The organism is Burkholderia sp. BCC0405 (assembly GCF_902833075.1).
Classification (GTDB): domain Bacteria; phylum Pseudomonadota; class Gammaproteobacteria; order Burkholderiales; family Burkholderiaceae; genus Burkholderia.
In genome coordinates this window covers 153,260-173,770 of record NZ_CADFEO010000005.1, presented here as the reverse complement: position 1 = coordinate 173,770, position 20,511 = coordinate 153,260, and the positions used below count along the sequence as shown (strand labels likewise).

The 20,511-nt window shown below is 60.9% G+C and carries 16 protein-coding genes; all 16 read right to left on the bottom strand.

All coding sequences use genetic code 11. The features are described from left to right. Window positions 1–77 precede the first annotated feature (77 nt). Window positions 78–932, bottom strand: coding sequence for a 3-hydroxybutyryl-CoA dehydrogenase (locus HWX36_RS10170; RefSeq protein ID WP_175951970.1), 855 nt, complete (start codon window positions 930–932; stop codon window positions 78–80). 38 nt (window positions 933–970) lie between these two features. Beyond that, the gene (gene bktB / locus HWX36_RS10165) at window positions 971–2,164 is read right to left on the bottom strand and encodes a beta-ketothiolase BktB (protein WP_175951969.1); all 1,194 of its coding nucleotides are present in this window, start codon (window positions 2,162–2,164) and stop codon (window positions 971–973) included. 48 nt (window positions 2,165–2,212) lie between these two features. Further along, window positions 2,213–3,886 carry an electron transfer flavoprotein-ubiquinone oxidoreductase gene (locus HWX36_RS10160; protein WP_175951968.1) on the bottom strand — a complete coding sequence of 558 codons (1,674 nt, stop codon included), beginning with the start codon at window positions 3,884–3,886 and terminating at the stop codon, window positions 2,213–2,215. 36 nt (window positions 3,887–3,922) lie between these two features. Then, window positions 3,923–5,713: an acyl-CoA dehydrogenase gene (locus tag HWX36_RS10155; RefSeq protein WP_175951967.1), complete on the bottom strand. Its 1,791-nt coding sequence runs from the start codon at window positions 5,711–5,713 to the stop codon at window positions 3,923–3,925. 438 nt (window positions 5,714–6,151) lie between these two features. Further along, the gene (locus tag HWX36_RS10150) at window positions 6,152–6,430 is read right to left on the bottom strand and encodes a PAAR domain-containing protein (RefSeq protein ID WP_175951966.1); all 279 of its coding nucleotides are present in this window, start codon (window positions 6,428–6,430) and stop codon (window positions 6,152–6,154) included. Window positions 6,431–6,574: 144 nt separating this feature from the next. Further along, window positions 6,575–7,273: a hypothetical protein gene (locus tag HWX36_RS10145; protein WP_175951965.1), complete on the bottom strand. Its 699-nt coding sequence runs from the start codon at window positions 7,271–7,273 to the stop codon at window positions 6,575–6,577. 80 nt (window positions 7,274–7,353) lie between these two features. Further along, window positions 7,354–8,004 (bottom strand): type VI secretion system lipoprotein TssJ, encoded by a 651-nt coding sequence (gene tssJ / locus HWX36_RS10140; RefSeq protein WP_175951964.1) that lies wholly within the window; start codon window positions 8,002–8,004, stop codon window positions 7,354–7,356. Between the two features lie 46 nt (window positions 8,005–8,050). After that, the gene (tssG, locus tag HWX36_RS10135) at window positions 8,051–9,031 is read right to left on the bottom strand and encodes a type VI secretion system baseplate subunit TssG (RefSeq protein ID WP_175952177.1); all 981 of its coding nucleotides are present in this window, start codon (window positions 9,029–9,031) and stop codon (window positions 8,051–8,053) included. A gap of 98 nt (window positions 9,032–9,129) precedes the next feature. Beyond that, window positions 9,130–10,944, bottom strand: a complete 1,815-nt coding sequence (gene tssF, locus HWX36_RS10130) for a type VI secretion system baseplate subunit TssF (RefSeq protein WP_175951963.1) — start codon at window positions 10,942–10,944, stop codon at window positions 9,130–9,132. Between the two features lie 16 nt (window positions 10,945–10,960). Next, the gene (locus HWX36_RS10125) at window positions 10,961–14,497 is read right to left on the bottom strand and encodes an ImcF-related family protein (protein ID WP_175951962.1); all 3,537 of its coding nucleotides are present in this window, start codon (window positions 14,495–14,497) and stop codon (window positions 10,961–10,963) included. Then, window positions 14,497–15,786, bottom strand: a complete 1,290-nt coding sequence (locus HWX36_RS10120) for a hypothetical protein (protein WP_175951961.1) — start codon at window positions 15,784–15,786, stop codon at window positions 14,497–14,499. Before HWX36_RS10120 ends, HWX36_RS10125 begins: the two co-directional genes overlap by 1 nt. A 20-nt stretch (window positions 15,787–15,806) precedes the next feature. Beyond that, window positions 15,807–17,774, bottom strand: a complete 1,968-nt coding sequence (locus tag HWX36_RS10115) for a DUF3274 domain-containing protein (RefSeq protein ID WP_244136363.1) — start codon at window positions 17,772–17,774, stop codon at window positions 15,807–15,809. 16 nt (window positions 17,775–17,790) lie between these two features. Continuing rightward, window positions 17,791–18,531: a hypothetical protein gene (locus HWX36_RS10110; protein ID WP_244136362.1), complete on the bottom strand. Its 741-nt coding sequence runs from the start codon at window positions 18,529–18,531 to the stop codon at window positions 17,791–17,793. Window positions 18,532–18,765: 234 nt separating this feature from the next. Beyond that, window positions 18,766–19,488 (bottom strand): hypothetical protein, encoded by a 723-nt coding sequence (locus HWX36_RS10105; protein ID WP_244136361.1) that lies wholly within the window; start codon window positions 19,486–19,488, stop codon window positions 18,766–18,768. After that, on the bottom strand, window positions 19,485–19,709 hold the full coding sequence (locus tag HWX36_RS10100) for a hypothetical protein (protein WP_175951959.1): 225 nt from the start codon (window positions 19,707–19,709) through the stop codon (window positions 19,485–19,487). Before HWX36_RS10100 ends, HWX36_RS10105 begins: the two co-directional genes overlap by 4 nt. Window positions 19,710–19,722: 13 nt before the next feature. Further along, complete coding sequence (locus HWX36_RS10095) at window positions 19,723–20,448, bottom strand: hypothetical protein (protein WP_244136360.1); 726 nt, start codon at window positions 20,446–20,448, stop codon at window positions 19,723–19,725. Window positions 20,449–20,511 lie beyond the last annotated feature (63 nt).

The window sequence follows — 20,511 nt, the reverse complement described above, 5'->3', positions numbered from 1 at the left end:
GGGTGGCGAACCGCACCGGATGAATCCACCATCCGGCACGACTCGCCACCCGCGTTGAAGACTTTCCAGCCCGCCGCTTACTTGCTGTAGTCGTACACCCCGCGCCCCGTCTTGCGCCCGAGCCTTCCGGCCGTCACCATCTCGCGCAGCAGCGGGCATGCACGATACTTCGGATCGCCGAAGTCCTTCACGAACACGTCCATCACCGCGAGGCACACGTCGAGGCCGACGAGGTCGGCCAGCGCGAGCGGCCCGATCGGGTGGTTCGCGCCGAGCTTCATCCCCGCGTCGATCTCCTCGGCCGACGCGATGCCTTCGGCCAGCACGAAGAACGCCTCGTTGATCATCGGCACGAGAATCCGGTTCACGACGAAGCCCGGCGAATTGCGCACGCCGATCGGCGACTTGTCGAAACGCTCGGTCAGCTCGCGCACCGCCAACGCGGTCGCGTCGCTCGTCTGCAGCCCGCGGATGATCTCGACGAGCGGCATCAGCGGCACCGGGTTGAAGAAGTGCATGCCGACGAAGCGTGACGGATCGGCGAGCGGCGCCGCGAGCGCGGTGATCGAGATCGACGACGTGTTGGTCGCGATGATCGCTTCGGGCCGCGCGACGGCCTCGATCTGCTTCAGGATGCGGCCCTTCAGCTCGACGTTCTCGGTCGCGGCTTCGATCACGATATCGGCCGCTGCAAGCTTCGCGTAGTCGGTCGACGTCGCGATGCGCGCCAGCGCCGCATCGCGCGTGGCCGCGTCGAGCTTGTCCTTCGACACGAGCCGCTCGAGGCTGCCCTTCAGCGTCGCGACGCCCTTCTCGAGCGCGGCGTCGCTGACGTCGATCATCACGACATTGAGTCCTGCCACGGCGGCGGTCTGCGCAATGCCGTTGCCCATGGTTCCGGCGCCCACGACGCCGACAATTTCGATGGCCATGAAATTTCCTGTGTGTTCGGGTGCTGAGCGTTCGATTATCAGATGTTCTCGAAGATCGCCGCAATCCCCTGGCCGCCGCCGATACACATCGTCACGAGCGCGTAACGCCCGCCGATGCGCTTCAGTTCGTACAGCGCCTTGACCGTGATCAGCGCACCGGTCGCGCCGATCGGGTGACCGAGCGAGATGCCCGAGCCGTTCGGATTGACCTTCGCCGGATCGAGGCCGAGCTCCTGCGTGACCGCGCAGGCCTGGGCCGCGAACGCCTCGTTCGCCTCGATCACGTCGAGATCGCCGATCGTCAGGCCCGCGCGTTCGAGCGCCTTCTGCGTGGCCGGCACCGGGCCGATGCCCATGTAGGCCGGATCGACACCCGCGTGTGCGTACGCGACGAGGCGGGCGAGCGGCTTCACGCCCTGCGCGCGCGCGGCGTCGGCGCTCATCATCAGCACGGCCGCGGCCGCATCGTTGATGCCCGATGCGTTGCCCGCCGTCACGGTGCCGTTCTCCTTCGCGAACACCGGGCGCAGCTTCGTGAAATCGTCCGCGCTCGCGTCGTGACGCACGTGCTCGTCGGTGTCGAACGCCACCTCGCCCTTCTTCGTGCGGATGGAAATCGGCAGGATCTGGTCCTTGAAGCGCCCTTCCGCGATCGCGCGCGCCGCGCGACGATGCGATTCGAGCGCCAGCGCATCCTGCGCGTCGCGCGAGATGCCGTACTTCGCCGCGACGTTCTCGGCCGTCACACCCATGTGGATCGTCTGGAACGGGTCGTGCAGCGCGCCGAGCATCATGTCGACGAGCTTGCCGTCGCCCATGCGCTGGCCGAAGCGCGCGGCCGGCACGGTGTACGGTGCGCGGCTCATGCTTTCCGAGCCGCCGCCGATCGCGACGTCGGCGTCGCCGAGCATGATCGTCTGCGCGGCCGACACGATCGCCTGCAGGCCCGAACCGCACAGGCGGTTCACCGTCAGCGCGGGCGTGTGCTGCGCGACGCCGCCGTTGATCGCTGCGACGCGCGCGAGATACATGTCCTTCGGCTCGGTGTTCACGACGTGGCCGAACACGACATGCCCGACCGCGTCGCCCGGCACGTTCGCACGCGACAGCACGTCGGCGACCACCTTCGCACCGAGGTCGGTCGGCGAGAAATCCTTCAGGCTGCCGCCGAAATCACCGATCGCGGTACGGACACCGCTTACCACCACGACTTCTTTCGCTGCATTGCTCATCGTCTCACTCCGGTTCGTTCGCGCCCGCAGGCGCGGGGATGCGTTGCGTTACATGTTCGGGTAATTCGGCCCGCCGCCGCCTTCCGGCGTGACCCACACGATGTTCTGCGTCGGGTCCTTGATGTCGCAGGTCTTGCAGTGCACGCAGTTCTGCGCGTTGATCACCAGCCGGTCGCTGCCGTCGTCGTTCTTCACGAACTCGTACACGGCCGCCGGGCAGAAGCGCCCCTCCGGCCCCGCGTACGTGCGCAGGTTCACGTTCACCGGCACGTTCGCATCCTTCAGCGTCAGGTGCGCCGGCTGGTTCTCCTCGTGGTTCGTGTTCGAGATGAACACCGACGACAGCCGGTCGAACGTCAGCTTGCCGTCCGGCTTCGGATACTCGATCGGCTGGCATTGCGACGCCGGTTTCAGCATCTCGTGGTCCGCGTGCTTGTGGTGCAGCGTCCACGGCACGTTGCCGCCCATCACCTTCTGCTCGAGCCCGACCATCAGCGTGCCGAGGTACAGGCCCTTCGCCATCCACTGCTTGAAGTTGCGCGCGCGATACAGCTCCGTGTACAGCCACGACTGCTTGAACGCGTCCGGATATGCGTTGAGCTCGTCCGACTGGCGGCCGGCCTGCACCGCGTCGAACGCGGCATCGGCCGCCAGCATGCCGGTCTTGATCGCGGCGTGGCTGCCCTTGATTCGCGAGGCGTTCAGGAAGCCTGCGTCGTCGCCGATCAGCGCGCCGCCCGGGAACACCGTCTTCGGCAGCGACAGCAGCCCGCCGGCCGTGATCGCGCGCGCGCCGTACGACACGCGCTTGCCGCCTTCCAGGAACGCGCGGATCGACGGGTGCGTCTTGTAGCGCTGGAATTCCTCGAACGGCGACAGGTACGGGTTCGTGTAGCCGAGGCCCACCACGAAGCCGACCACGACCTGGTTGTTGTCCATGTGATACAGGAACGAGCCGCCGTAGGTATCCGACTTCAGCGGCCAGCCGGCCGTGTGGATCACGAGGCCCGGCTTGTGCTTGGCCGGGTCGATCTCCCACAGCTCCTTGATGCCGATCCCGTAGGCCTGCGGATCCGCGTTCGCGTCGAGCTTGAACTTCGCGATCAGCTGGCGGCCGAGGTGGCCGCGGCAGCCTTCGGCGAACAGCGTGTACTTCGCGTGCAGCTCCATGCCGAGCTGGAAGTTCTCGGTCGGCTCGCCGTCCTTGCCCACGCCCATGTTGCCGGTCGCGACGCCCTTCACGGAGCCGTCGTCGTTGTAGAGAATCTCCGCGGCCGGGAAGCCGGGGAAGATCTCGACGCCCAGCGCCTCGGCCTGTGCCCCCAGCCAGCGCGTGACGTTGCCCAGCGAGATCACGTAGTTGCCGTGGTTCTGGAAGTTGGCGGGCAGCGCCCAGTTCGGCGTGGCGACCGCGCTTTTCTCGGACAGGAACAGGAAGCGGTCTTCCGTCACCTCGACGTCGAGCGGCGCGCCGCGTTCCTTCCAGTCGGGGAACAGCTCGGTGATCGCGCGCGGATCCATCACCGCGCCCGACAGGATGTGCGCGCCGATCTCGGAACCTTTCTCGAGCACGCACACGCCGATCTCGGCGCCTTTCTCGGCGGCCAGCTGCTTGAGCCGGATCGCCGCCGACAGCCCGGCGGGACCGCCGCCGACGATCACGACGTCGTATTCCATCGATTCGCGCGGGCCGTATTGCGCGAGCAAGCTTTGTGTGGTCAAAATCCTGTCTCCTCCTGCGTCCCGACCGTCAGCCGATCAGAACTGGTCTTCCGTCAACGCGAGCACGCCCTCGTTGCCCTTCGTGCCGACGATCGACGCTTCGAGCGCGCCGGCCTGCACCAGCACGTGCTCCGCGTAGCACTGCGCGATCGCGATCTTCGCATCGAAGAACGCCGGGTCGCTCGCGCGCCTCGCCTGCGCCGCCACCAGCGCACGGCCCATCTGCCACCCGCACAGCACCACGCCAGCCAGCTTCAGGTACGGCACGCTGCCCGCGAACACCGCGTTCGGGTCCTGCTTCACGTTCGCCACCACGTAATCCACCACCGACGACAGCGCCTTCGCCCCCTTCTCCAGTTGCGCCTTCACCGACGCGGCCGCCGCGCCGTCCAGCTTGCCCAGCGCCGCCACCGTCTCGCCGATCTCCGCGATCAGCGCCTTCGCCACCGCGCCGCCGTCGCGCATCGTCTTGCGGCCCACCAGGTCGTTCGCCTGGATCGCCGTCGTGCCCTCGTAGATCGCCAGGATACGTGCATCGCGGTAATACTGCGCCGCGCCCGTCTCCTCGATGAAGCCCATCCCGCCGTGCACCTGCACGCCCAGGCTCGCCACGTCGTTCACCATCTCCGTGCTCCAGCCCTTCACGACCGGCACCAGATACTCGTAGATTGCCTGATGTCGCGCACGCGTCGCCTCGTCCGAATGGCGGTGGGCAATGTCGCTGTGCGCGGCGGCCACGTACGCCAGCGCCCGCGCGCCTTCGGTCAGCGCGCGCATCGTGCCGAGCATGCGGCGCACGTCCGGGTGATGGATGATCGTCACCGACTGCCTGGCCGAACCGTCCACCGGGCGGCTCTGCACGCGCTCCTTCGCGAATTCCGCCGCCTTCTGGTAGGCGCGGTCGGCCACGCCGATCCCCTGCATCCCGACCCCGAAACGCGCCGCGTTCATCATGATGAACATGTATTCGAGGCCGCGGTTTTCCTCGCCGACCAGGTAGCCGATCGCGCCGCCATGGTCGCCATATTGCAGCACCGCCGTCGGGCTCGCCTTGATCCCGAGCTTGTGCTCGATCGACACGCAGTGCACGTCGTTGCGCGCGCCCAGCGAGCCGTCGTCGTTGACCATGAACTTCGGCACGATGAACAGCGAGATGCCCTTCACGCCTTCCGGCGCGTTCGGCGTGCGCGCCAGCACCAGGTGGACGATGTTCTCCGCCATGTCGTGCTCGCCCCACGTGATGAAGATCTTCGTGCCGAACACCTTGTACGTGCCGTCGCCCTGCGGCTCCGCGCGCGAGCGCACCAGCGCGAGATCGGAGCCCGCCTGCGGCTCGGTCAGGTTCATCGTGCCGGTCCATTCGCCCGAGATCAGCTTCGGCACGTAGCGCTGCTTCTGCTCGTCGGTGCCGGCCGTCAGCAGCGCCTCGATCGCGCCGTCGGTGAGCAGCGGACACAGCGCGAACGACAGGTTCGACGCGTTCAGCATCTCGATGCACGGCGTCGCGATCAGCTTCGGCAGCCCCTGGCCGTCGTACTCGGCCGGATGCTGCAGCCCCTGCCAGCCGCCTTCGACGAACTGGCGGAACGCTTCGCCGAAGCCCGGCGTCGCAGTCACGACGCCGTCCTTCCAGCTGCTCGGGTTGCGGTCGCCTTCGACGTTCAGCGGCGCCAGCACCTCGCCGCAGAATTTCGCGGATTCGTCGAGCACGGCCTGCGCCGTGTCGTAGCCGGCATCCTCGAAGCCCGGCAACTGCGCAACGGCGTCGATGCCGGCCAGTTCCTTCAGCACGAACAGCATGTCCTTGACGGGGGCGTGATAGCTCATGGTCGATGTTCCAATCAGACGGTGTATGAGGGGCGCGATGGGGCTTGATGCGGGAAAACCGGCTCAGGCCCGGGCGACGACGTGAGGCATCGTAATGCCAGGGCGGGCGATTCTTATTGTCATATCCGGCCCATGTGGTGACAAAATCGGCCACGGGATGGGGGGGTGCGGGCTGGAAAAGCCGGATGGATGCGGGTTTGGGCAGGGATGGATTGGGCGGTTTCGCGGAACGAGCGAGCAATCGGCATGCCGCACGGGGTGGTCGAGGGGGCCAGATTGGGCAGAGCCTTTCGGACCGTCAGGTTCCCTTGTTCCGCGGCATGTGCGCTGCACCGGCGCGCAATTCAGGCGCGAAGCGGGGAAACACCCGGCGTCGAAACGATCACATCCGGCTTGGAGAAGGCGCCCTCAAATTCCCCGCTGCACATTCAGGCACGTCTAATCGGCGTAGTAGAGCGTTGAGCGGGCAATGACCCGATTTCCCCCGGGCGGGCACGCGCACATCACGATGTCGCCGTCGAGTACACCGTGGGTGTCGCCCACTCCCCATGTGTTCGCTGTACCGAAAATTGAACCGATCTGACCACAGCGACCGCAGGACGCCCGCGCCATGTGATAGGTATACGGCTGTCCGTTGTCCAAATCCAAATCGTCACCATCCAGAACTTGACCGCCGGTCGTCGTTAGATTGCCTTTCAGCGCCATCATTTTTAGCATTCCCAGCTTCCTCCCATTCTTCGATAAAGCACTTAACAGCGGTTCAGAAACGCCTGTAGCAGATGCAATCCATCTCGAGCCAAGCGCTATAGCCAACACAAGAAGCAGAGTGGCCCGACTGACGAGCATTTGTGGTCCAGTGCTTCACTGCGGGAAATTTCCGCAGACCTTTCGCGCAGACCACCTACTTGTCCCGCATCGCATCCGGCGGTGTGGAAAATGTCCTGTCCAGTAGATATTTTCGGCGGGTTTGAAGACAGGTGCCACGCGCCAGATTGGCACATTGAGGACACCAGTGGCCCCGCAATACGACCAGGGGTTTTGTTGACCAGACGTGTCCCAGCCCACATTGCCGCTCCAGAAAATGCTGTGCCGAGACGTACTGAGCGGAAAGGCAGTGCCCCCACGTTCCGCTGCAATTTCACGCATCTTGTGGATACCCAGCCGTCGACGTTCCCGAAAGCAGCGCTGACACCAGTGCTTCTTCGCGGAGATCGCGGGGGACTCCCATTCGTGTCCGCTCGCACAGCGCCAGCGCAACCGTTGAAACTGATTGTCGTAGGAGGTTGAAAGACGCTCGCCGCCGCGGCTTGCCGCCAGCGCACGCATATCGCCTATCGTGTCGCGTACGCGTTCGCAAAAACACTGCCTGTACCACCTTCCGCCACGGATGTTCGCCGGTGCGGTTGACCAGCGATGATCCGCTGCGCACTCGAACAACAGCGGAGTGGCAGCATTCACATCATCCGACGACAGGCAGCGTCCGCCGCGGGCGGTCGCAATGGCATGCATATGCTCAATCGTCAGCGTCGAACGACCTTGCTGTTTCGGCGATGTCGCCATGGTTGCTCTCGTCAATCAAAAAATCGGCATCGCAAAATCAGGTGTCACTGGTCGTATTCGGGATCGAATAACGCAATTGATCAGCCTTCATCCTGCGTGCCCGGCTGCGTCGAAGTTTTCGGCTTCGGCGCTGGTCCGGCCGGTGCGCTCTGCTGCGGTGCGGACCGTGTAACGGGCTTGTCTTTCGCATCGACGAGAATCAACGCGTTGTCGCGCACTTCGATCTTCACCGGATCGGTCTTTTTCCATTGTTTTTTCGGCACGGCCAGCTTCCAGACCGCGCCATCCCCCGGCTCACGGAAGAACGCCACGACGCCGACCACCTGCGCGTCTGGATTCATCGGCTCGACCACGCTGGCGCTCGCGCCTGGCCGCAGCACCACATCCTTGGTCGCGAGCAGGTCCGCCTTGAGCGCATCGAGGTCGTTGGTTTGCAGCTGGGTGTAGTCGAGCTGCTCGAAGGTCTTCGCGTCCTTCAACTGATAGAGCCTCACCACCGTCGACAGCGGTTGCCCCCCGGCATTAGCGTTGAGGGACGACCGGGCCACGAGGTCCAGATTCATCGTCTTCACCTGTGTCGTGAAGACCCATTTCGCCGCGTCCACCGTGCTGTCCTTCACGGCTTGCCCAACGCCGCAACCGGCGGTTGTAAGGATGGCCAAGACGGCCGCTACCCCGACCAGGCTTTTCCCCGTCGGTGTCCTGAGAAGGTTCATCTGCTGCTTGTCCATGTTCAGTGTCCTGCATCGCGTTGTCCTGCCAAATGGTGTTTCGGGCTCATGCAGCGTCTGTCGCCCCGCTCCAGCGCCCCAATTGCACCCATGTCACGCGCGGGCGTCCGTGCTGCGCCCTGGGTGGTGAGCCCAGTTGCGTAGTCAGTCCCAGATTCGCCTGACCGGGCATCAACAGTGGTTCCGGCATCAGGTCGGGATGCACCTGCATCTCCAACAACGCTTCGCTCTCGTAGCCGAGGTAAAAGCGCAGCAACGCGGTGATCTGTCGATACGCCGGTCGTCCCGGCACGAGTGCCGCGACTGCTTCGCGCGTGTGCGGTGTAATTAGGATACGCACGGTGTTCGCCCGATCGTAGAACCCGCGTCCGAGCAAGCATTGCTCGCCAAGCGCGGCAGGTTCGAAGTCGTTGACGGTACGCCAGACCGGATAAAACTCCTCTACGTCGACGGCGGCGTCCGGTATCGCATGTTTCAGTACGCCGGCGAGCCCTTCGGCCGTGCGCGTCTTCTGTGCGGCCAGCCCGAGCATCGACAGGAGCGTGCGCGCACCGACACCCGGGGGCAGCCCCCAGTCCGGCGCTCGGGTCTCCGGCGACCGGAACCCAAGGCCGACAAAGCTGAGCACGCCACGCGACACGGTATCGAAGCCATCAGGCCGAAAACCGGCTGGATACCGATACTTGCGCCAGATCCGGTAGAGCTGCGCCGTAATACGATGATGAAACAGGTCCAGGAACGCGGACAGCGGCTCGGCGCCATCCCGGTTTTGCGCGACCTCGTCCACGAAGTACGCCGGCATGCGCGCATCGACGCCGTACAAACCGAGGAATGTGGTACGCACGGCGGCCGGCGTAGTCGGATTATCGGCATCGAATTCGACCGTGTCGATTTCGCGCGCAGGAAACCCCAGTTGGGCCCGCGATCGGAACCGAATCGGATCCGTCACGGGTGAATCGGTACTCCCCAGCGGAGCAGCGTCGGGCGCGGCCATCTCGATCAGCGCGCAGAAGCGATAGAAATTCATCCGGTGCGCCTGCTCCAGCAGCGCCGGCAGCAAAGCCCGGTCCGCCTGGGTCGGCGGCAAACTCGTCAGACTGCGTTCGGACGGTTTCGGGAGTGCGTTCAAAACGGCGCTCCTTCACCCTTGGTATCCGGCCATTCGAGCCGCTGACCAGTCGGCTGCGACACGATAACGAGCTTCGTGTACAGGTTGACTGTCGCGTACAGGCCAAGAAACCGGTTGAGCATCGCACCGAACAGTTCAAGATCGCCGTTGCCAGCGAAGTGCGTGCTGTCGACCGTCACTGCGATCTCGACGCCGCGCATCAACCCGCCCTTCACGAGTTTCTGCAACTGACGGTGACGCACGTCGGTAATCGCTTCGATGCGGCGACGATTCAATTCGCCGTCGGTCCAGTCGTACAGGGCAAGCGAGCCGCGCAGGATTTCCGCATCGAGCAGTGACAGATAGTTGGGCGCCAGATGCGACAGAACGCGCCACTGGAAGCGGTCTCCGGTCGGCGGGTATACCGGCAGTGTCGGCGCAGTCAGGTTGCGCACCGAAGCGATGTTGGTGAACCCTGCCCGCATGCGCGTGATGCTGGCATCCCGCAGCGCCTTGCGCGGCAGCATGCCGTTGGTGCCCGTGACCGCCAGCGACAGCGTTTCCTGCGGCAGCGTGTGTTCGGTTTCCCATGCATGGCCACCGAGTACCACCCAGGTGTCAAACCGTCCAGACGGCGCGCGCCGCACGCGCGTATGGAAATAGCGCTCAGGCATCGCATGGCGCAGCATGCCGCCGCGGTGGCGAAACGCCGCGAATGGCACGTATTCGAAGCGTCGGCCGCGCTCGATACCGTGTACGGCGTCAACCGAGTAGATGTCGACCAGCGGGCCATGCTGCTCACGCGCCCGCACCCGGTATTCGGTTTCAAATTGCGTGACCTTGACCGGATCGGCCTGGACCGGAAACAGGTTGATGATCGGCGTGCAGTACAGCCGCACGTTTTCCGCGTTGAAGCGCATGTCGTCATGCCACTGCCTTGCCAGCACGATTTCAACGTCGACGTACGGAGCGGATACGGGAAGCGCCTGGATGTCGAGCCCGAGCAGGTCGACGAACATGAACTTCTCGGGGAACGTGAAATACTCCAGCAGCAACTGATAACCGCCGAACGCGTTATCGGCTTTCGGCCACAGGCGCTCGTTGCCCGCGAAGCCGGCCGCCTCCATCCGCAGCCCCGGCATATCCTGGGGCGCGCCGGGACGATCCTCCGGGAAACCCGGGACGCGCACCTGCATCGCGAGCGGCTTCGCTGTCAGCGCTGCATGCAGTGCGAGGGCAACAGGTCGATCCGCGTCGAGATACAGACGCAGGCGCGGCACGCGCAGTCGCTCGCGCTGAGCTTGCGGCTGGATCGCCAGGCGAAACCGGATCACGGAACGACCGTCTTCACGCGCCCATGCTCCCGCCTCTGTGAGCGTGATCGGATACAGGTCGATCGGCTGCGTGGTGCGGTAGACGCATTCAACATGCGTGGCAGCACCCTCCTCATGGCCTGTCGCAATCGGCCCGGACGTCACCTCGAGCCCGGCTCCGAGCGTCTCGTGCTTTTGCAAGACACCCATGTCCGGCGTGAGTTCGAGGATCGACAGCGACGGAATCATGCGCAGGTAGTGCGGCCAGAGCATGCTGACGAGCCCTTCGGTCAGCTCGGGCAGTTCGTCATCAAGCTTATGGCGCAGGCGCCCCATCAGGAACGCGAAACCTTCCAGCAGTCGTTCCACGTGGGGGTCGCGTTCGCCCCCGCGATCCAGCCCAAGCTCGCGCGCCCGATCGGGGAAGGCGTGCGCGAACTCGCGGCCGGCCTCGCGCAAATAGCGCATTTCCGCCTCGTAATAGCGCAGGATCTCGTTATCCTTGATCGGATTTGTCATTGTGTGTCCTGTTGTGTCATTCCGGCAGCGGCCCACCCGGGATAGGCACGGATGCATGTCGAGCCGCGGCGAGTGCGCCCGGCGGCAGCGGCGGCGGCTGCGAGGCGGACCCGCCCGCTCGCGGAGTAGCCGCTCTCGGCACAAAAATCCTGGACGGCAACGCGAACCCGCGCAGCGACAGCAGCTCGAGCGGCCCCTTGCCCACGTCGGTACGCATCAGGTAGGTCAGCGGATACGTGAGCGACGCCGGAGCAGGTGTCAGTGGAGCCTGCGCTGTTAACGAATCGTTATCGTCAACCTTTGCGGCAACTGCTTTCGATTGAGGTGCCTGCGGCTCGGCTTGCCAGGTAATCAAGTAGGTGGCCGTATCCACCGGGCTCACGTGTGCTCGCTCCAGCATGCGCACCAGCGCCCAGCGTCCGCCGAACTCCATATTCAGGTTCGTGCCAGCCCGCTCGGTCTGCCATTCGAGACGCGTGCCGGCCTTCTGCGGCTCGTTCGACGGCCACGTGAACGTCTGCCAGGTTTCCTGCTGGTTGTAGTAATGCAGTTTTTGACCGTCGACCGTCAGACGCGTGTCGGTCACACCCAGGGTGGGTACGGGCTTGAGGTCGAACGCATACTGTGGTTCACCCTGTGCCAGCAGGTGATTGGCGATCCGTTGCAGCATGTTGATGGCGTTGAGGAAAGCCGGATCGATGGTCCGTGCCGCACTACTCGCGCCAGAGCCGCTCGACGCCGGCACCCACTGGTCGCCCTGCAATGTCAGCACGCCCGCCAGTTGTGCGGCGAGGAACGTGCCAACCAAGCCGCCCTGCGGACGCAGAAAACGTGACAACTCCGGCAACGACGCGTCGTTGTTGGTATTCGCGAACGGATAGCGGCCGGCGAACGACCGGTTCCACGCGGCGACAACCGTTTGCCGCCACGCGTCGTTCAGGCTCGCCTGAGCAGGCTCAAGAACCGCCTGCGTGGCTTGCGCAACCGGCTGCACGAACAGCGACTGCCCCATCCCGGCCCACTGCTCGCCGAGGCTCGCGGCGACGAGTTGCGCGTAGGCCAGCGTGTCGGCCAGCTCCGAGCTCTTGCCTTGGAAGAGTGATTGCGCGACCTGCCGGGATTCGCTATCGGCGTCCGAACTGTCAGCAATCTGCTGCAGCTTCAATCGCAGCATCGTGATGCGTTCGGTGAATCGCTGCAGGCTCAGATCGCTGGAGGCACCTGCTGTTGCCGCGTTACCCGGGGTGACCAGGCGCAATACTGGGCCGAACGACACGCCCAACGGTCCGGCCGGATCGGGAGCGGCTTGCTGTGGGGCGCTGTCTTTGCTGCTCGCAAAGATGTTCTGTGCTTTGTTCACCAGCGTGTCGGACAGCGATGTCTTTGTGACACCGGCGCCGCCCTGATACTCGAGCGACTTCATCAGCGCGATCACCGGCGACTGCCGGGAATCGGCAATCAGCTTCAATTGCGCGACAGCAGCCGGCAGCGTCCGTGCCGGCTCGCACGTGATGCTGTTCATGAAGGTTTGCCAGCGGTCTGCATAGTCCGCGAAATACCGCGTGCGCAAGGAGGCTCGAAGCGCCTCGGGTGTCGAGGTCGACGCGTTACGGCTGGCGGCGGTGGAGCCGAGTACCCAATCCGCGGTTACGCCGTTACGTTTCGCCATGTCGTCGATCGCCGCCTCGACCGTACCGTCCCAAGCCTGACGCGTGTACGCACCGGGCACGCTGGCCGTGGTCTTCAGCAACCCGCGCGTATCGGTCCCGTCAGTGAGGGTCGCCAGTGTCTGATCTGGATATTTATGCGCGACGGAGTCGAGGATGCCCTGATAAATCGTGTCTTCCGAGTTCTTGACGCCGATCACGGCGAGCAGCGTCTGGCGAGCGCCCGCGACGAGTTCATCACGCGGGGTAATGCGCCAGTCGGGGTGTGCTCCCAGGTGCTGGGCATAGAACGCCAGCAACCGCTGAGACAGGTCGAGCTTTTCGCCCGGAGACAGTCCGATACCGCCGTTCCAGTGACGGACGAGCTGCGGCGTCATGAAGGCCGCATCGGCCCGCTGCGGATCCGCCATCATGAGGTACGTCTTGAGCGCGGCGTGACCGTCGCGCGCGAGGCGGTTCACCTGATCATCGACGTGGGTGGTCGGCATCTGGGTCAGGTCGATCAACTGGCCTTCGATGTCCTGCTGAACAGGCGCGACCAGTTGAGGACGCGCTTCGCGCGCATACGGCGCCCACAACGCGGTGAGCACCTCCTGATCGTGATTCAAGCCGAAGCGAGAAAACAGCGTCGGATGCTGGATGCGCGCTTCGTAGAACTCGATGCGTTGCTGGAGTGCGAGCAAGGCTCTCAGACGGGTCGCCGAACTGTTGGCGCCGCTGAATGTCCGGAGCGCGTCGCTCGTGAGCGCCAGGCCGCGTGCGTTCGTCAGCCCGGAGACAAGCATGCCGGCGCCCCACAGTCCGACGGCCGCCAGCGCGATCATCGAAAGCACGGTGATCGGATGCGTCGCCGCGCGGCGCCCCGGCGTACGTTTGGCCGCGTCGGTCAGATACTGCCATAACGGGATATGGAGACTGTCCGTGCCCGTGGTCGCTGTCCCGGCCGCCGGCCACGGTGCGAAGAACGCTCCGGCCACCGGCAGCGGGCGACGTTGCCAGTCGGAGAGATTCGCGATCCATCGCGCCAGCGGCGCGCTCCGGGTGTCGAGCCGGGTCGACAGATCCGAAGCGTAACGGTCGGTACTACTACGCGCCAGTTGGTCGACGCTGCGGTCGGCCAAGCGGTTGCGAAGTTCGAGCAACGCGGCCTCAATAGCCGGCGCATCGGTGGCTCGCGAGAACTCGCAGCCGGTAACGGGCGTGTCTGCACGGTGAACGGAGTCCGAGCCGGCAAGATCGAGAACGAACACTGGTGCGGACCAGCGCAGCAGGTGCGTGACACGCGCAAGGTAGATACCCCAAAGGCTCGTGCCACGGACTGTGTCGGGCAGCAACATCGAGTCGTCGAGCGTCAGCACGATCGCATCGAGCGGGCGAGCGCGACGAAGGCGACGAATCTGCTTCAGCCACACTTCATCCGGGCGACCATCCGGCCCAGCACGCCCCCAGAGCAGTACTGCGTCGTCCGTGAGGAGCCAGCCGCGCTCCCTGAGCTCGGGCAACAGCCCGCAAATGGTCATGTCGTCGCCGGTGACGAGCAACCACGGCAAGCGATAACGCCAACGCAAGCCGAATCGTGAACGAAGCGCTTCGGATAGGCCAGCTGAAAAACTGGCCTTCCTGTCCGTCGCTTCGACAGTTGCGTCGCCTTGCCGAATGCCGGGCCAAGCCGCAAGACGGCGATCTGCTGGGCTGTGGCGGGTATGCCACATCAGGAAAGCGCCAAGGAGCGCCAGAAGCGTACAGATGGGCAGTATCGGCCACGACAGTTGCCGAACGGCAGCGGGGCTGACCACCCCAACCTCCCGGAGAATCCACAGGACCAAGGTAGCAAGCGCAGCGATCAGCGCCACGAATAGGAAATCAAGCCAGAATTTACGGTCCATTAGAGGCGGGTTTGAAGAGAGGGACGTAGGACCGGACGAGCAACCGCCAGGATACTGTGAGCTTCGTTGTGTCTGGCCACAAGTTGCGGACCACCGAACGACTGCGCAAAGTCGATTGCGCATGCCAGTGCGAACCAGTCAGCCGCGATACCCGCGTCGCCGACGAGGCGATCGACATTGTGTTCACCCGACACTTGTTGACCTTCCACAAGGGCGATCTTTTCCGTACGTATCGCGGAAAGCAAAGCCTGTTGTCCGATCTTGTCGAAGCCGGCATACCACAGATGTTGAATGTCCCCCGGTTTCGTTTTGCCCCATTTCAATGCGAGCGACAACGATTGCTGGAGCGAGGCGATCGTCCCCTGTCTAGGGCGGTGGATATGTGCAGAGGCCGTCAGTCGATGACGCTGTTCAATGTCGTGCGGAACCATTAGCAGAGCAATTGCGGCCTCGCTACTGCCAGTCGGCGGAGATTGAGTCACGAGATTGTGCAGTTGGGCGCTAACCAGCAGCGTCGCATAATCGCGATCACCGCCGGCAGGCCTATCCAACCATCGGTCGAGCGACATCAGACCGGGCATGGTCGGCTCGGCATCGAACGTGAACGCACGTAATGCGCGGTCGCGCCAGAAGCATTGAAAATGCTCACGAATGTCCTCATCGAACGACGGGGCATCGACAAAAAGCGCAACTTTCAGTGGCAGTCCAACAGGTAGTGCGTTGATCTGCGCCTTGAGCGCATCGAGTATCGCGGGCAGGAGGTCAAACAACAAGGTACGCTGTCGATCGGCATCATATTCGCGTGGTTCGGTCCCAATGGAAAATTCGGGTGCGAGAAACCAACGCGCTGCGACAGCGGCGGATTTGTCCGGCGTTTGTTGAGGCATCAGAACGACTTCACCCGCGGCAACTTTTGAGACCGGACCGCGTACGTCTTCCACGGGAAAGCGGCAGATGCTGCCCAGCACCGCAACCGGCCGGCTTTCCTCGTCAAATACGTCCACGACAACTTGATCGCGCTGACTATTCCACGACTTGATGGAGCGCACTTTCCCCGCGTAACGAAGGAACGGGACAAGGGTCACGATGCCAGCCACTATCAGCGGAACAATCGCTGCAGCGATCCAGAAGACGGGCGTCCCGGTGGGAAGCCGTTTGGGCCAAAACAGCAGCGCAACAGTGCTGCCCCCCACGGCGCAGGCGACGAAGATAATCGACCATAGCGGCAGCGAAGGGGGCTGCGGATACGTTTCGATGCGCGGGGGAAGAGCGTCGACATCAATAGCCATATACGTCGAAATGGTTGGGTTCAAGACTTGGCATAGATCGACCGCTCACGGGCTTCCCCATTTGTTTCACAGTCGACTCCGTCCGGAGGAGTACCGGCGTTTTGGTAATCGCCGCCTTGTTCGTATTCCGGATCATCCTCAAGCCAATCGGCCATCTTGAGCAGTTGCTTCCAGAAGGCACGATCGGCAAAGCTGTCGGCACGCCCGATCGGCAGGTCATAGGCAAGAACGCGTTCGACAAGAATGCCTTTTTTGTACATCAGAATCGTACTGTGATTGGTCGGCGTGGCGATCGTCGCCTTGAATTCCTCATCCACTTCTGCCGGCGTCTGCGGCCGGGAACGCGTCTGGCTGGAGGCGTCGTAAGGTGAGGTCGCTTCGGGAACAGACTTCGGCTTGTCCTGGTAAAGTTCCCTGTAGTACTCGTAATCTTCAGAGTCCGCGAGCTTCACATTGTTTTCCAGTTCGTGGTTCTCGTCGAATTTATCCATATCGTCTGCCGATACCGGACATGGGACCTTAGGAGCGTTGACGTTTACCGTCGCTTTCGGATCGATGGAAGTCAGCTCGTCACTAATGCCCATGATTTTTGGAGGTTTGGGATTCCACGGTCCTCCCCCCTTGGATGGGTATCGAGGGGTATCCGCGTTGGGTGTACCGCCCACTTCAGACGAGCGCATGAATTGGCGCTGATAGAGCACGCCCTTGTACTTGGCGAAAGGGTCAACCTTTGCGAACGAGTGAGGCTGATCCGGATCAGGCAGGTTCTTGTCCATGCCTTTCCAGCCGATGCTTTGAAGCGGTGTCGAGCCCATCACCCGATCATGTGGCGAGAAGTAAATGAACACACGCCCATGGTTGTGATGGCTCGAAATCTTGTCTCCCTGGACAGGTTCCTCGGTCGGGATGGACGGATTCCATTTGATCTTGCTATCAGCCGGATCTTCGAGCACCAACGGGGCATCGCTAGCTGGACCGTTCTGTTGCGGGTTCGTTGACGTCGTGCCAGTATCGGAGTACTTCATAACCTCGGCCGTATTGAGCCAACCGCCAACACCTTCGAGCTGCTCGGCGGTTACCTTGGCATTCGCATCAGCCTGGGATTGCTGAAAGCGATCGAGCATGTTGAAGAACGTCTTGACGCGCGCCTTCGTCGTAGGAGCCTTGCTACCCATCTGGACATCATCCATAGCAGTCTCATTGAGACGATATGGCGAGTTGCACAGGAACAGTGTGTCCGGGACCTTTTTAACGTAAAACATCGCAAGCGAGGCAATCATAGTGCCTTGGCTGTGGCTGACAACAGCGATCGTATCGTGAGGATGTTTTGCGTAAATGGTATCGATCAGCTTCGCAAGCCGTTTCGACGCGTTCACGTAGTAGGTGCGCGGAGGACAGGCATTGAGCGGACGATCGCGTTCGGGATTAATGACCGGACTGCCGATGTTGACACCCCAGAGCTTCGGATCAAAGCCGTCATACCACGACATGCTCAACGCTGTTGTGCCGTTCTGGAAAGGGCCACCGCCCCAATAGTACGTGCCCCCCCTCACATTCGGCTTCGGCGGATCATACGACTCTGGCTTGAATGAATAAGCCGAATACGCATATGGAGGACTACTGTCAACGGAAGGCACCGCAACCCGAGTCATGAGTGGAATGCGCCACGGGAACGTTCCCGCATCCGTTTGATCCTTCGGCGCACGATAACCCCAAAAAAATCTAATAACCGGACTATTTTTTAAGTCCAACGACTTCAGCGAGCGCGGATCATTATTTAATGATCCATTCCCCTTGAGATCCACTCGCCCAAGACGCTCATTAAGACCGGCCACAATACCAGCCTCAGCCACATCAAACCACTCACCCTCTGAGTTGACACCATGAACAAAGATGACAATACATGGCATTGGACGCGAAACCGGAACCAATGTTTCATTAGCATCACCCGGGACACATACCGACTCAGCCACAAATCTGGGTTTCATTTCTTTCACAATAGAGTCATTCATTAGGCGAAGTTAGATCTTTAGGCGTTGCCGGACACGTCCAATGGGTCGCCCCAGACGGCGACTTCATGTTTAACGGAATTTGGCGACGGGCAATAGGCTTGCCGTATCTCGCAAAAGGCATGGCCGTATTATCATAGTGCGAAATTTCAGGATCCATTTCTTGATTAATATCAAGAACAAAACCAGATCGGTCCGAATAATCACTCGGATTATCCCGATCAAATTGAGTAAAATACAAATAATTTTCAACCTGAATTAACGCATAATCTTTGCTATCACTTCCCAGCAAAAACCACTGAAACGTTCGCCCTCCATCATGGGAATAGTTGATATGCAACAACCCTCCCCTCCTCTCCGACTCCGATCTTGAAGGAATGGCAATATATTTTGAGCTTGAGCGAACGGCATAATACCCACCATACAGACCATTCCCCATAGATCCGGTGGATGAGACGAAAGTATGGACACCCCGCCCCACGTCGTTATAGTAGACATCACCATCTAGGTAGCCATCACATTTTTGTGGGCTGCGAATACTAATGTAGCGATCTCCATCAATTCGATAAACCACATATTCGTGCCAATCAGCCTTGGACGGTGCGCTCGCGGTCGACTGCGCGGAGTTGGCACATGCCACCAAAAGAAACGGCATCGCCAACGCAGCCAGGATGGCCCGTATTTTCCCAATGACTAAGCCTCCGAAACGCACACGATCTTTTATGAGTTTTATCACGGCTTCTCCTTTCCAAGCAGTTCAATTCCGACCACCTCGGCCATCTCGCTTTGTGCAATGCCCGTTTCACCCCTTTCATTGCTCCCGCCTTCAATCACTGTGTCGCCCTCCTCATGGATGCGGTAGCTCTGGCCCTTTGTAACATCATCCGGATAGCCATCGCAGTGAAGTACAAATTTTCGCGAATTAGGTTCTGCGTTGGCACGCGGCGGTTACCTCATTTTTGGGCGAAATTTATTCTTTAGACGTTGTCGGGCACGTCCAATGAGTCGCTCCGGACGGCGACTTCATGTTTAACGGAATTTGGCGGCGCGCAACAGGGTTTCCATAATGGTAAATGGCCGGCACCGTATCGCTATAATGGGAGAGATCCGGATCCATATCCAGACTAATGTCCAAAACAGTTCCAGGTCGATCGGAATAGTCACTCGGATTTTTCCGATCGAATTGCGTAAAATATAAATAATTTTCAGACTGAATCAACGCATAATCTTTGCTATCACCTCCCAGCAAAAACCACTGAAACGTTTGCCCTCCATCATGGGAATAGTTGATATGCAACAACCCTCCCATCCTCTCCGACTCCGATCTTGAAGGAATGGCAATATATTTTGAGCTTGAGCGAACAGCATAATACCCACCATATAGACCATTCCCCATAGATCCGGTGGATGAGACGAAAGTATGGACGCCACGCCGCACGTCGTTATAGTAGACATCACCATCTAGGTAGCCATCACATTTTTGTGGGCTGCGAATACTAATGTAGCGATCTCCATCAATTCGATAAACCACATATTCGTGCCAATCAGCCTTGGACGGTGCGCTCGCGGTCGACTGCGCGGAGTTGGCACATGCCACCAAAAGAAACGGCATCGCCAACGCAGCCAGGATGGTCCGTATTTTCCCAATGACTAAGTCTCCGAAACGCACACGATCTTTAATGAGTTTTATCACGACTTCTCCTTTCCAAGCAGTTCAATTCTGACCACCTCTGCGATCTCACTTTGTGCAATGCCCGTTTCACCCTTGTCATTGCTCCCGCCTTCAATCACTGTGCCGCTCTCCTCATGAATGCGGTAGCTCTGGCCCTTTGTAACATCATCCGGATGGCCATCGCAGTGAAGTACAAATTTGCGCGAATTAGGTTCTGCGTTGGCAAGCGGCGGATACCTCATTTTTTGGCGAAATTTAATCTTTAGACGTTGTCGGACACGTCCAATGAGTGGCTCCGGACGGCGACTTCATGGTTAACGGAATTTGGCGACGGGCAATAGGCTTACCGTATCTCGCAAAAGGCATGGCCGCATTATCATAGTGCGAAATTTCAGGATCCATTGCTCGATTAATATCAAGAACGAAACCAGATCTATCCGAATAATCATTCGGATTATTTCGATCAAATTGCGTAAAATACAAATAATTTTCATCCTGAATCAACGCATAATCTTTACTATCGCCTCCCAGCAAAAGCCACTGAAACGTTTGCCCTCCATCACGGGAATAATTGATATGCAACAACCCTCCCCTCCTCTCCGACTCCGATCTTGAAGGAATGGCGATATAGTTTGCTGAGGAACGGACAGCGTAATAACCTCGATATAGCCCGGTATTTTCACCACCCGTGAATGAAACGAGCGTTCGAACATTTTTGCTATCGTCATAGTAAAAAATTTGCCCATCCATTTGCCCAACGATGCAAGGATGCTTGCTACGGATCGTAATATAGCGACTATCATCAATCCGATATACTACGTATTCACGGAAATCAGCCTTGGAAGGTGCGCTCGCAGTCGACTGCGCGGAGTTGGCACATGCCACCAAAAGAAATGACATCACCAACACAGCCAGGATGGCCCGTATTTTCTCAATGACTAAGCCTCCGAAACGCACACGATCATTCAAGAGTTTTATCACGGCTTATCCTTTCCAAGCAGTTCAATTCCGACCACCTCGGCGATCTCACTTTGTGCAATGCCC